This is a genomic window from Streptomyces rhizosphaerihabitans, assembly GCF_025399795.1.
Taxonomy (GTDB): domain Bacteria; phylum Actinomycetota; class Actinomycetes; order Streptomycetales; family Streptomycetaceae; genus Streptomyces; species Streptomyces rhizosphaerihabitans.
In genome coordinates this window covers 281,525-294,747 of record NZ_JAODTZ010000004.1, presented here as the reverse complement: position 1 = coordinate 294,747, position 13,223 = coordinate 281,525, and the positions used below count along the sequence as shown (strand labels likewise).

Here is a 13,223-nt window from a genome sequence, read left to right as displayed (position 1 = left end):
GTGGTCGCCCCACGTTTCGTCCGTCTCCACACCGCCGTCACCCACGCCACGCCCGTCCGGCTCGTGGACGCCCACGACTGATCCGCGGTGCTCCGGGCTACCCTGACGGCGTGCGCCTTCCATGGGAAGCGCAAAGCCGACAGCCGTCGCACTCCAGGGAGCACCTTCATGGCCTCGTTGCCGAACCCGTCCCTTTCGTCCGGTCTCTCCGAAGGCCGGAAGCGAACCGACGCACTCCGAGAAGCGCTCGCCACCCGTGTCGTGGTCGCCGACGGCGCGATGGGCACGATGCTTCAGGCGCAGGACCCGACCCTCGAGGACTTCGAGAACCTCGAGGGCTGCAACGAGATCCTCAACATCACCCGCCCCGACATCGTGCGCTCCGTCCACGAGGCGTACTTCGAGGTCGGCGTCGACTGCGTCGAGACGAACACCTTCGGAGCGAACCACTCGGCGATGGCCGAGTACGACATCGCCGACCGCGTCCACGAGCTCTCCGAGGCCGGGGCCCGGATCGCCCGCGAGGTCGCCGACACGTTCGGCGCCCGCGACGGCCGCCAGCGCTGGGTCCTCGGCTCGATCGGCCCCGGCACGAAGCTGCCGACGCTCGGCCACGTCTCCTACGGCACCCTGCGCGACGGCTTCCAGGCCAACGCCGAGGGTCTCCTCGCCGGCGGCGCCGACGCGCTGATCGTCGAGACCACCCAGGACCTGCTGCAGACGAAGTCCTCCGTGCTCGGCGCGCACCGCGCCATGGAGGCGACCGGCGTCCGGGTGCCCCTGCTCGTCTCGATGGCCTTCGAGACGACCGGCACCATGCTGCTCGGCTCCGAGATCGGCGCCGCGCTGACCGCGCTGGAGCCGCTCGGCATCGACATGATCGGCCTGAACTGCTCGACCGGCCCCGCCGAGATGAGCGAGCACCTGCGCTACCTCACCCGGCACTCCCGCATTCCCCTGCTGTGCATGCCGAACGCCGGTCTGCCGGTCCTGACGAAGAACGGCGCCCACTTCCCGCTCGACGCCGAGGGACTGGCCGACGCCCAGGAGAACTTCGTACGGGACTACGGCCTCTCCCTGATCGGCGGCTGCTGCGGCACGACACCCGAGCACCTGCGCCAGGTGGTGGAGCGGGTCAACGGTGTCACGCCCCCCGAGCGCAGCCCGCAGCCCGAGCCCGGTGCCGCCTCCCTCTACCAGACGGTCTCGTTCCGCCAGGACACCGCCTACATGGCGATCGGCGAGCGCACCAACGCCAACGGCTCCAAGAAGTTCCGCGAGGCCATGCTGGAGGCCCGCTGGGACGACTGCGTGGAGATGGCCCGCGACCAGATCCGCGAAGGCGCCCACATGCTCGACCTGTGTGTCGACTACGTCGGCCGGGACGGCGTCGCCGACATGGACGAGCTGGCCGGCCGCTTCGCCACCGCCTCCACACTGCCCATCGTGCTCGACTCCACCGAGGTCGAGGTCCTGCGCGCGGGCCTGGAGCGCCTCGGCGGACGCGCGGTCCTCAACTCCGTCAACTACGAGGACGGCGACGGGCCCGAGTCACGGTTCGCGAAGGTCACCCAGCTCGCGCGGGAGCACGGCGCCGCGCTCATCGCGCTGACCATCGACGAGGAGGGCCAGGCCCGTACCGTCGAGACCAAGGTCGCCATCGCCGAACGCCTCATCGAGGACCTCACGTCCAACTGGGGCATCCACGAGTCCGACATCCTCATCGACACCCTGACCTTCACGATCTGTACAGGTCAGGAGGAGTCCCGCAAGGACGGCATCGCGACGATCGAGGCGATCCGCGAGCTCAAGCGCCGCCGCCCGGACGTGCAGACCACGCTCGGCCTCTCCAACATCTCCTTCGGCCTCAACCCGGCCGCCCGCATCCTGCTCAACTCGGTCTTCCTCGACGAGTGCGTCAGGGCGGGCCTGGACTCGGCGATCGTGCACGCCTCCAAGATCCTGCCCATCGCCCGCTTCAGCGAGGAAGAGGTCACCACCGCACTCGACCTCATCCACGACCGCCGGGCCGAGGGCTACGACCCCCTGCAGAAACTGATGGCACTGTTCGAGGGCGCCACCACCAAGTCGCTCAAGGCGGGCAAGGCCGAGGAACTGGCCGCGCTGCCGCTGGACGAGCGGTTGAAGCGGCGGATCATCGACGGCGAGAAGAACGGCCTGGAGGCCGACCTCGCCGAGGCGCTCCAGGACCGCCCCGCCCTCGACATCGTCAACGAGACCCTGCTGGACGGCATGAAGGTCGTCGGCGAACTGTTCGGTTCCGGCCAGATGCAGCTGCCCTTCGTCCTCCAGTCCGCCGAGGTCATGAAGACGGCCGTCGCCTACCTCGAACCGCACATGGAGAAGTCGGACTCCGAGGGCAAGGGCACCATCGTGCTCGCCACCGTGCGCGGCGACGTCCACGACATCGGCAAGAACCTCGTCGACATCATCCTGTCCAACAACGGCTACAACGTCGTCAACCTCGGCATCAAGCAGCCGGTCTCCGCGATCCTGGACGCCGCCGAGGAGCACAAGGCCGATGTCATCGGCATGTCCGGACTCCTGGTCAAGTCCACGGTGATCATGAAGGAGAACCTGGAGGAGCTGAACCAGCGGGGCCTGTCCGCGGACTACCCGGTCATTCTCGGCGGAGCGGCCCTGACCCGCGCCTACGTCGAACAGGACCTGTACGAGATCTACCAGGGCGAGGTCCGCTACGCCCGCGACGCCTTCGAGGGCCTGCGCCTGATGGACGCGCTGATCGGCGTCAAGCGCGGAGTGCCCGGAGCCGTGCTGCCCGAACTCAAGCAGCGCCGGGTGCGGGCCGCCGCGGACGTGGCCGTCGAGGAGCGCCCGGAAGAGGGCCATGTGCGCTCCGACGTCTCGGTCACCAACCCCGTTCCGAAGCCCCCCTTCACCGGCACCCGCGTGATCAAGGGCATCCAGCTCAAGGAATACGCCTTCTGGCTGGACGAGGGCGCCCTGTTCAAGGGCCAGTGGGGCCTCAAGCAGGCCCGTGCCGGCGACGGCCCGACGTACGAGGAACTGGTCGAGACCGAGGGCCGGCCGCGGCTGCGCGGGCTGCTGGACCGGCTCCAGACCGACAACCTGCTGGAAGCGGCCGTGGTCTACGGCTACTTCCCGTGCGTCTCCAAGGACGACGACCTGATCATCCTGGACGAGCGGGGCAACGAGCGGACCCGCTTCACCTTCCCCCGCCAGCGCCGGGGCCGCCGACTGTGCCTGGCCGACTTCTTCCGCCCGGAGGAGTCGGGGGAGACCGACGTGGTCGGCCTGCAGGTCGTCACCGTCGGCTCCCGGATCGGCACGGAGACCGCCAAGCTCTTCGAGGCCAACGCCTACCGGGACTACCTCGAACTGCACGGTCTCTCCGTGCAGCTGGCCGAGGCGCTCGCCGAGTACTGGCACGCGCGGGTGCGCTCGGAGCTGGGCTTCGCGGAGGAGGACCCGTCCGAGGTCGAAGACATGTTCGCGCTGAAGTACCGCGGCGCCCGATTCTCGCTCGGCTACGGCGCCTGCCCCAACCTCGAGGACCGCGCCAAGATCGCGCAGCTCCTGGAGCCCGAGCGCATCGGCGTCCACCTCTCCGAGGAGTTCCAGCTCCACCCGGAGCAGTCGACCGACGCGATCGTGATCCACCACCCGGAGGCGAAGTACTTCAACGCACGGTGAGGGCACCGACGCGCTGCGATCCGTGCTGCCACGCACACTGATCGGATAAGTCGTACACTGGTCGGTCCATCGCAGGCCGGTTGTCCCCTGGCGTAAAAGGGGGCAACCGGCCTGATCGTCCCTCAAGGAGGTGCGCCAGGATGACCAGTACGGTCCCCGCGCTCGGAACTCGTACGGCCGAAGGCTCCGCCCTGCAGGCCGTTCTCCTCGACATGGACGGAACCCTGGTGGACACCGAGGGATTCTGGTGGGACGTGGAGGTCGAGGTCTTCAACGCCCTCGGCCACGCGCTGGACGACTCCTGGCGCCATGTGGTGGTCGGCGGCCCGATGACCCGCAGCGCGGGCTTCCTCATCGAGGCCACGGGTGCCGACATCACCCTCCCCGAGCTGTCCGTGCTGCTCAACGACGGGTTCGAGGAGCGCATCGGCCACTCCCTGCCGCTGATGCCCGGCGCGCTCAGACTCCTCGCCGAACTGGCGGCGCACGAGATCCCCACCGCGCTGGTCTCCGCCTCGCACCGGCGGATCATCGACCGCGTCCTGGGCGTGATCGGCTCCCACTTCTTCGCGCTGACCGTCGCGGGCGACGAGGTGGAGCGGACCAAGCCGTTCCCCGACCCGTATCTCCTCGCGGCCACGCGGCTCGGCGCCGAACCGGCGCGATGTGCCGTCATCGAGGACACCTCGACCGGTGTCGCCTCAGCCGAGGCCGCCGGCTGCCAGGTGGTCGCCGTCCCCTCGGTCGCGCCCATCGCCCCGGCCGCCCGCCGCACGGTCGTGAGTTCCCTCGAAGAGGTCGATCTGCCCTTTCTGCACCGTCTGATGACGGAAATGCGCTGAACGTTCACCGAGCGTGAGCCGCCGAATCACCCGGCGTGCGGTACCGAATACCGGGGACGGGTCCGGCGGTTCCCTGTGGTAAGTGCGAGCGGCGGCGCGACGGAAATTCATAACGGGGCGGATGGCTGAATTCCGGTACTCCTCAATCAATTTGACGGTGTGACGTTCGCCACGTGTTGGAGGGTCGACAGCAGGACCGACTTGTGCCCGCACCCCCCATTCGTGAGGGGGCGACGTGCCCTTGTGTACCGATTGATGAAACCCTGCACTAATCCTTCCCGTGTCGGGTTATCGGTGCGTCCACGCCCGGTTTCGCAGCGTGAGCGGAAGCCGGCTCCGGCACCTGATGGCCGACCTGGCGGTGCGGACTAATGTCATCGCGAGAACATCGCCGTAACCCCGTGACCCGCCGCGCCACCCCTGCATGCCGGTTCGCGGAAACTACAGCTCTGGAGAAACACGAGCATGAACCGCAAGACTTTGGTGATGCCGGCCGTGGTCGGCTTGCTCGCCCCAGTGCTCGCCGCGTGCGGCGGGTCCGCCAGCGGGGGCGACAGCGGCGATGCCATCGTTGTCGGTACCACGGACCAGTTCACCGCCTCCAAGGAGGCCCCGGCGCCGTTCGACCCCGCCTACGCGTACGACGTCGGCACCTGGAACGTGCTGCGTCAGACCGTGCAGACGCTGATGGTCCAGCCGCGTGGTGACGGTCAGCCGCAGCCCGAGGCTGCCGAGAAGTGCGGGTTCAGCGACAGCGGCAACGAGCGTTACTCGTGCACGCTGCGCGAGGGCCTGGAGTTCTCCAACGGTGACGCGATCACCGCGAAGGACGTCAAGTTCTCGATCGACCGTGCGAGGGCCATCAAGGCCGACAGTGGTGTGTTCGCCCTGCTGTCCACCATCGACACCGTCGAGACGCGGGGCGACCGCGAGGTGATCTTCCACCTCAACAGCGCCGACGCCACCTTCCCGTTCAAGCTGTCGACCCCGGTCGCCGGCATCGTGAACCCGAAGGACTACGAGAAGAACAAGCTGCGCGACGGCTTCTCCGTAGACGGCTCCGGGCCTTACACCGTGGAGACCGAGGTCAAGGACGACACCGTCGTCAAGGCCGTCTTCACGAAGAACTCCCACTACAAGGGGCAGTTGAAGATCAAGAACTCCAAGGTCGAGATGCGCTCCTACGAGAGCGCCGCGACCATGGGTACCGCCCTCGAAAAGGGCGACATCGACCTGATGACGCGCTCGATGACGCCGGCGCAGATCACCAAGCTGGACAACGCTTCGGGTGGCAACATCAACCTGAACGAGATGCCCGGCCTGGAAATCCGCTACCTGGCCTTCAACACCGACTCCCCGTCGGTGAAGTCCACGGCCGTCCGCCAGGCCATGGCGCAGCTCATCAACCGCGGTGAGCTCGTCGCCAAGGTGTACGGTTCGCAGGCCGAGCCGCTCTACTCGATGGTCCCGGCGACCATCACGGGTCACTCCAACGCGTTCTTCAACAAGTACGGTGACCCGAGCGTCAGCAGGGCCCGGACGCTGCTCACCAAGGCCGGCATCACCACCCCGGTCAAGGTCACCCTGCACTACACGACCGACCACTACGGCACGGTCACCGCGCAGGAATTCGACATCCTGAAGAAGCAGCTCAACGCGAGCGGCCTCTTCGACGTCACCACTCAGGGCACGAGCTGGGACAAGTTCGTCCCCGCCGAGCGGGCCGGCAAGTACGACGTCTGGGGCATGGGTTGGTTCCCCGACTTCCCGGACGCCGACAACTACCTGGCGCCGTTCCTCGACAAGGACAACTTCCTCAAGTCGCCCTACTCGAACGGCGACATCATCAACAACCTGATCCCCGCCTCCCGGCGTGAGGCCGACCGCCTCAGCGCGTCGAAGAGTCTCACGACCATTCAGGACATCGTCGCGAAGGACGTCCCGCTGATCCCGCTGTGGCAGGGCAAGCAGTACATCGCCGCCCGCGACAACATCACGGGCTCGGAGTGGGCGCTCAACTCCTCCTCCACGCTTCAGCTGTGGGAGCTCAGCCGCGGCGTCAGCGGGTAACGGAACCATCCGATCCGGGGCCGTCAGGCCCCGGATCCGGCCTGGGGCCCTACAGTCTCGGGTTCAGTAGATCCAACGACAAGGCACGTGCAAGTGAACATGCGTAACCAGTGGCCAGTCCTGCCGATCGTGGCGGGGCTGGCCTCCGGCCTGCTGACCGGCTGCGGCTCGGAGACGGGCAGTACCGGGAGCAGTAGCTCCTCCGTGGTGATCGGGATGTCCGACGACGTCCTGGCCACCGACCCAGCTTCCGGCTACGACCCAGGATCGTGGCTGCTGTTCAACAACGTCTTCCAGTCGCTGTTGAGCTTCCCCAAGGGCGGAACCGAGCCCGAGCCGGAAGCGGCCAAGGAGTGCGCGTTCACCGACACCAACACCAAGGTGTACAAGTGCACGCTGCAGGACGGTCTGAAGTTCAGCAACGGTGACGCGCTCACCTCGGCGGACGTGAAGTTCTCCTTCGACCGCACGCTGAAGATCAACGACGGTGCCGGTCCGGCGATCATGTTCCCGATGCTCGACCGGGTCGTCACTCCGGACGCCCAGACCGTCGTCTTCCGCCTCAAGTACGCCGACGCCACCTTCCCGAGCAAGATCGCCTCCGGCGCCGGCTCGATCGTGGACCACCAGCAGTACGCCACGAACGCGCTCCGCAAGGACAACGAGGCCGTCGGTTCCGGCCCGTACAAGCTCGACTCGTTCAGCCACGACAAGGCCGTCTTCTCGGTCAACCCGAGCTACAAGGGCACCGTCAAGGCCAAGAACACCGGCGTCACGCTGCAGTTCTTCCACGGCGACCAGGCGGCTCTGAAGAACTCCCTGCTGAACAAGCAGATCGACGTCGCCTACCGAGGCCTCGCCGCCGACGACATCGCGGCGATCCAGAACGACTCCGCGGCCGACAGCGGCATCAACGTCATCGAGGGATCCAGCGCCGAAGTCCAGCACCTCGTCTTCAACATGGACGACCCGGTGGCCGGCAAGCTCGGTGTCCGCAAGGCCATCGCCTACCTCCTGGACCGCGACGCCCTCGTCGGCGACGTCTACCAGGACACCGCGACCCCGCTGTACTCGATCGTCCCGTCCGGCGTCGCCGGGCACAGCACGTCCTTCTTCGACACCTACGGCGCCCGCCCCTCGCGGTCCAAGGCCGCGGCCGCACTGCGCACCGAGGGCATCACCGGCAAGGTGAAGCTCACCCTCTGGTCGACCCCGTCGCGCTACGGTCCCGCCACGGACCAGGAGTTCAAGGCGATCGCCAAGCAGCTCAACGCCAGCGGACTCTTCGACGCGAACGTGAAGTCCGTCGCCTACGGCCAGTACGAGCAGGACGTCACCGCGGGCAAGTACGGCGTGTACGTGAAGGGCTGGGTGCCCGACTACCCGGACCCGGACAACTTCACGGCCCCGTTCTTCGGCAAGGGCAACGTGCTGAGCAACAACTACACCAACAGCACGATCACCGGCACCCTCATCCCGAAGACGGCCGCCGAGAGCGACCGCGCCTCGACCGAGGCCGAATACGGCAAGCTCCAGGACCTGGTCGCCAAGGACGTGCCCGTCCTCCCGATCTGGCAGGCCAAGCAGTACGCCGTCGCGCGCGACAGCGTCTACGGCCTCGAGAACTGCCTCGACGCCTCGACCGTGTTCCGCTTCTGGGAGATCTACAAGGGCTGACCGGGCACCGCTCGTGACCGCCGTACACGAAGGGCGCCCGTTCCTCACCGGAACGGGCGCCCTTCGCGCTGCCTGCAGCGAACCGGGACCGGCCCGGCGAACCGGCGCTACTGAGCCCCGGGACGCACCAGCCCGCTCTCGTACGCGTACACCGCGGCCTGCACCCGGTCGCGCAGCCCCAGCTTCGTCAGGACATGCCCCACATGCGTCTTGACCGTGGTCTCGCTGACGAACAGATCGGCCGCGATCTCCGCGTTCGACAGCCCGCGCGCCACCAGCTTGAGCACCTCGACCTCACGGTCGGTCAGCGTGTGCAACGTGTCCGGAACCGGCTCGTCGCCGGACGGCAGATGGCCCGCGTACTTGTCGAGCAGCCGGCGCGTGATGCTCGGCGCGAGCATCGCCTCGCCCGCCGCGACCACCCGGATCGCCTGCACCAGTTCATTGGCGGGCGCGTCCTTCAGGAGGAAACCGCTGGCGCCCGCGCGAAGCGCCTCCACCACATACTCGTCGAGGTCGAACGTCGTCAGGACGAGGACCTTCGCCGGACCGTCCCGGCCGGGGCCGGTGATCTGCCGGGTCGCCTCGACACCGTCCATCCGCGGCATACGGATGTCCATCAGAACCACATCGGGCTGCAGCGCACGCACCTGATCGAGTGCCTGGAGACCGTCACCGGCCTCGCCGACGACCGCCAGGTCCTGCTCCGCTTCCAGAATCATCCGGAAGCCGGTGCGCAGCAGCGGCTGGTCGTCGACCAGTAGGACGCGGATGGCCACGTAAGTCTCCTTCGCTAGTCCGGCCCCATTCTGCCCTGCTCCTACGGCCTGTCCGACAATTCCCGCCGGACCCGCGACGCCCGGCACCGCATCTCACCGCGTTGTCGGCTCACCCGCGTACGCCCAGCCCGAGGACGACCCTCCGCCTCGCGACGCTCCCCCACAGCCCGAAAGGCGTGGGAGGGGCCCCAGCATCCGACATCGCGCGCCGATCCACCGGGAACCACGGAACAGCCCTCAGCCGCCCGACCCGGGCGCCCTGACCGGGAGCGGATACACCGGGGGAGTACCACCGAATTCCGGACACACCGCCTGGTGGTCGCACCAGCCGCAGAGTTTGGTGGGACGCGGCCGCCACTCGCCCGTCTCCGTCGCCTCCCGGATCGCGTCCCACAGAGCGAGCAGCTTGCGCTCGACCCGCTCCAGGTCCGCGATCTCCGGGTCGTACGTCAGCACGTCACCGCTGCCGAGATAGACGAGCTGAAGACGGCGCGGAACCACCCGCTTCAGCCGCCACACCACCAGGGCGTAGAACTTCATCTGGAACAGGGCACCCTCGGCATACTCGGGCCGGGGCGCCTTGCCCGTCTTGTAGTCGACGATCCGGACCTCGCCCGTCGGGGCCACGTCGACCCGGTCGATGATGCCGCGCAGGGTGAGCCCGGAATCCAGCCGCGCCTCGACGAACAGCTCCCGCTCGGCCGGTTCCAGCCGCGTCGGATCCTCCAGCGTGAACCAGCGCTCCACCAACTGCTCGGCCTCGGTGAGCCAGCGCGCGAGCCGCTCGCCCTCCGGGTCGTCGGCGAACAGCTCCACGACCTCCGGCTTCGTCTCCCTCAGCCGGTCCCACTGGGCGGGGATCATCGACTTGGCGCGCGGCGCGGTCCGGTCCGAGGCCGGGGCGTCGAAGAGCCGCTCGAGGACCGCGTGCACCAGCGTTCCCCTGGTCGCGGCCTCGCTCGGCTTCTCGGGCAACTTGTCGATCACCCGGAACCGGTACAGCAACGGACACTGCATGAAGTCACTGGCACGCGAGGGCGACAGCGAGGCGGGCGCGCGCGCGACCGCCGGGGCCGGTCCGTCGGCGACGGGCGCGCCCGCCTCGCCGGCCGCGGCCGCTTCTTCGGGTACGGCGCCCTCGGTACTGGTTTCCATGACAACAGACCTTACGGCCCGCCACCGACAGCGAACCGGTCCCGGCGGCGGCGACGGCGCGGAAAACAGAGGGGGTGCCGGGGCGGAACGTGCCGCGACGGCCGCATACCATCGACCCAGACCCCCCTGCTCCGCATGAACCGGGGGCGGGGGACGCTATCGAACGAGGGGACATCGTGGACGAGAGCGGCGGGAGCGGGCAGCCGCGGTCCGGTACCGGCGAGGCGACCGAGCACCACGAGAGGCCCCCGGCCTCCGCCGGTCCGGCCTCCGGCGCACGCCCCGGACCGGCCGGGCCCGAGACCACCACCGGGCCGGCGCCCACGGCCCCCGGTCACGACTCCCGGACCGAGACGGACCCCGACGCGGACACCGGCACCCCGGCCGAGGCGGAAACCCCCGCCCGCCCCGAGGCCGACTCCCGCACAGCCACCGACGCCACCTCCCACGCGGAGTCCGGGCCCCACGACGACACCACGCCTGAGGACCGGACCGGACCCAAGGCGCACCCCACGCCCGCTCCGGAGCCCGTGGCCCACGCCGGAGCCTCCCACGACCCGCTGGTGAAGGCCCCCGCCTCCACCGAGCACACAGCGGGGAACGAGGAGACCGGAGCCCGCAACGAGCCCCCCGAGCCGTCCGACGGCCGGAGCGAGGCGCACGGCGACGAGCCGTCCCCCACGGACCACGACGAACCCGCCGACGCCCACCGGACCCGCGCCCGCACGGGCAACGGCAAAGGACGGCCACCGCGCCGCGGAAAGGAGCCCGGCGGCGGACTGCTGATGGGCCGGCCGTTCGGCGTGCCCGTGTACGTCGCGCCCAGCTGGTTCCTCGTCGCCGCCCTGATCACCTGGGTGTTCGGCGGCCAGCTCGACCGCGTCCTGCCCGAACTCGGCGCCGCCCGCTACCTGGTGTCCCTCTTCTTCGCGGTCGCCTTCTACGCCTCCGTACTCGTCCACGAACTCGCCCACACCGTCGCGGCCCTGCGCTTCAAACTGCCGGTACGCCGGATCCAGCTCCAGTTCTTCGGCGGCGTCTCCGAGATCGAGAAAGAAGCCGAGACCCCCGGCCGGGAGTTCGTGCTCGCCTTCGTCGGCCCGCTGCTCTCCCTCATCCTGTCCGGCCTCTTCTACCTCGCCATGCTGCCCGTGGAGCCCGGCACGGTCCCCGGCGTCCTGCTGGCCGGCCTGATGATCTCCAACCTCATCGTGGCCGCCTTCAACCTGCTGCCCGGCCTCCCCCTCGACGGCGGCCGCATGCTCCGCGCCGTCGTCTGGAAGATCACCGGCAGGCCGATGAGCGGCACCGTCGCCGCCGCCTGGGTCGGCCGCGCCCTCGCCGTCTCCGTACTCATCGGACTGCCCCTGCTCACCCAGTCCGAAGCGCTCGGCGCCGCCCCGGAGAACGTCGGCGGCATGGACACCATCACCGACGCCCTCCTCGCCGCCATCCTCGCGGCGATCATCTGGACCGGCGCCGGCAACAGCCTCCGCATGGCCCGGCTGCGCGAACACCTCCCGGAACTGCGCGCCCGGTCGCTCACCCGGCGCGCGGTCCCGGTCGAGACCAGCACCCCGCTCTCCGAGGCACTGCGCCGCGCCAACGACGTCGGCGCCCGCGCCCTGGTCGTCGTCGACGCCGACGGCGAACCGCTCTCCCTCGTCCGCGAGGCCGCCATCGTCGGCGTACCCGAGCACCGCCGCCCCTGGGTCGCGGTCAGCGGCCTCGCCCAGGACCTCACCGACGGCATGCGGGTCTCCGCCGAGCTCGCGGGCGAGGCCCTCCTCGACGCCCTGCGCGCCAGCCCCGCCACCGAGTACCTGGTGGTGGAGGACTCCGGCGAGATCTACGGCGTCCTGTCCGCCGCGGACGTGGAACGCGCCTTCGTGAAGGCCATGGCCCGGCCCTCCTGACCGTGGTCGGCGGCCCTGTCCGGGACCGGTAGGCTGTTCACATGTCCGAACCGACCGGTGCCGCCCGCAGGCGCGGGCCCTTCAAGGTCGGGGACCAGGTACAGCTGACCGACCCCAAGGGCCGCCACTACACGTTCACGCTCGAGGCCGGGAAGAATTTTCATACCCACAAGGGTTCCTTCCCCCACGACGAGCTGATCGGTGCTCCCGAGGGCAGCGTTGTCCGCACCACGGGGAACGTCGCCTATCTCGCGCTGCGCCCCCTGCTCCCCGACTACGTCCTGTCCATGCCCCGCGGCGCCGCCGTGGTCTACCCCAAGGACGCGGGGCAGATCCTGGCCTTCGCCGACATCTTCCCCGGCGCCCGCGTCGTGGAAGCGGGTGTCGGCTCCGGCTCGCTCAGCAGCTTCCTGCTGCGCGGCATCGGCGACCAGGGCATGCTGCACTCCTACGAGCGTCGCGAGGACTTCGCCGAGATCGCCCAGCAGAACGTGGAGCGCTACTTCGGCGGACCGCACCCCGCCTGGCAGCTCACCGTCGGCGACCTCCAGGACAACCTGAACGACACCGATGTCGACCGCGTCATCCTCGACATGCTCGCTCCCTGGGAGTGCCTGGAGGCCGTCTCCAAGGCGCTCGTCCCCGGCGGCATCCTCTGCTGCTACGTGGCGACCACCACCCAGCTCGCGCGGACCGTCGAGTCGATCCGTGAGATCGGCTGCTTCAACGAGCCGACCGCCTGGGAATCGATGATCCGCAACTGGCACGTCGAAGGCCTGGCCGTCCGCCCGGACCACCGGATGATCGGCCACACCGGCTTCCTGCTCACCGCCCGCCGCCTCGCGGACGGCGTCGAGCCGCCCATGCGCCGCCGCCGCCCCTCCAAGGGCGCGTACGGCGAGGACTACACCGGCCCGAACGCCGACGGCGGCGCCGGCCGCTGACGTACCCAACGCACCACAACTGTGGCCGAGTTCCCGGATCTCACCGGGAACTCGGCCACAGTGCTTTCCCGTTGACACTCCATCAGGGCCGCCGGACGGACCTGCCGAAAGCCCCCTGCCGACCGTCCTCCCGAGCCCACCGAC

At 69.2% G+C, this 13,223-nt stretch carries 8 protein-coding genes; 6 read left to right on the top strand and 2 right to left on the bottom strand.

Annotated features, from left to right (window positions below; translation table 11 throughout):
• Positions 1–168 precede the first annotated feature (168 nt).
• From metH to N4G66_RS06265, 4 genes are all read left to right on the top strand, one after another.
• The gene (gene metH / locus N4G66_RS06280; RefSeq protein WP_261702938.1) at positions 169–3,696 is read left to right on the top strand and encodes a methionine synthase; all 3,528 of its coding nucleotides are present in this window, start codon (positions 169–171) and stop codon (positions 3,694–3,696) included.
• A gap of 140 nt (positions 3,697–3,836) precedes the next feature.
• A complete protein-coding gene (locus N4G66_RS06275; protein ID WP_261702937.1) occupies positions 3,837–4,538 on the top strand; it encodes an HAD family hydrolase in 702 nt (233 codons plus the stop codon).
• Positions 4,539–5,003: 465 nt separating this feature from the next.
• The gene (locus N4G66_RS06270) at positions 5,004–6,608 is read left to right on the top strand and encodes an ABC transporter substrate-binding protein (protein WP_261702936.1); all 1,605 of its coding nucleotides are present in this window, start codon (positions 5,004–5,006) and stop codon (positions 6,606–6,608) included.
• 93 nt (positions 6,609–6,701) lie between these two features.
• The gene (locus N4G66_RS06265) at positions 6,702–8,285 is read left to right on the top strand and encodes an ABC transporter substrate-binding protein (protein WP_261702935.1); all 1,584 of its coding nucleotides are present in this window, start codon (positions 6,702–6,704) and stop codon (positions 8,283–8,285) included.
• A gap of 107 nt (positions 8,286–8,392) precedes the next feature.
• On the opposite strand, the gene N4G66_RS06260 is transcribed toward N4G66_RS06265, so the two are convergent.
• Both N4G66_RS06260 and N4G66_RS06255 read right to left on the bottom strand, forming a co-directional pair.
• A complete protein-coding gene (locus N4G66_RS06260; protein ID WP_261702934.1) occupies positions 8,393–9,064 on the bottom strand; it encodes a response regulator in 672 nt (223 codons plus the stop codon).
• Between the two features lie 237 nt (positions 9,065–9,301).
• The gene (locus N4G66_RS06255) at positions 9,302–10,219 is read right to left on the bottom strand and encodes a RecB family exonuclease (RefSeq protein ID WP_261702933.1); all 918 of its coding nucleotides are present in this window, start codon (positions 10,217–10,219) and stop codon (positions 9,302–9,304) included.
• Positions 10,220–10,395: 176 nt separating this feature from the next.
• Here N4G66_RS06255 and N4G66_RS06250 point away from each other — a divergent pair, with 176 nt between their 5' ends.
• Both N4G66_RS06250 and N4G66_RS06245 read left to right on the top strand, forming a co-directional pair.
• Positions 10,396–12,135 (top strand): site-2 protease family protein, encoded by a 1,740-nt coding sequence (locus tag N4G66_RS06250; RefSeq protein ID WP_261702932.1) that lies wholly within the window; start codon positions 10,396–10,398, stop codon positions 12,133–12,135.
• Between the two features lie 41 nt (positions 12,136–12,176).
• A complete protein-coding gene (locus N4G66_RS06245; protein ID WP_261702931.1) occupies positions 12,177–13,079 on the top strand; it encodes a tRNA (adenine-N1)-methyltransferase in 903 nt (300 codons plus the stop codon).
• Positions 13,080–13,223 lie beyond the last annotated feature (144 nt).

Excerpts from the sequence above, each read along its gene's own strand:
- N4G66_RS06245 (WP_261702931.1), top strand. The coding sequence starts at position 12,177 with ATGTCCGAACCGACCGGTGCCGCCCGCAGGCGCGGGCCCTTCAAGGTC.
- N4G66_RS06255 (WP_261702933.1), bottom strand. The coding sequence starts at position 10,219 with ATGGAAACCAGTACCGAGGGCGCCGTACCCGAAGAAGCGGCCGCGGCC.
- N4G66_RS06270 (WP_261702936.1), top strand. The coding sequence starts at position 5,004 with ATGAACCGCAAGACTTTGGTGATGCCGGCCGTGGTCGGCTTGCTCGCC.
- metH (WP_261702938.1), top strand. The coding sequence starts at position 169 with ATGGCCTCGTTGCCGAACCCGTCCCTTTCGTCCGGTCTCTCCGAAGGC.
- N4G66_RS06275 (WP_261702937.1), top strand. The coding sequence starts at position 3,837 with ATGACCAGTACGGTCCCCGCGCTCGGAACTCGTACGGCCGAAGGCTCC.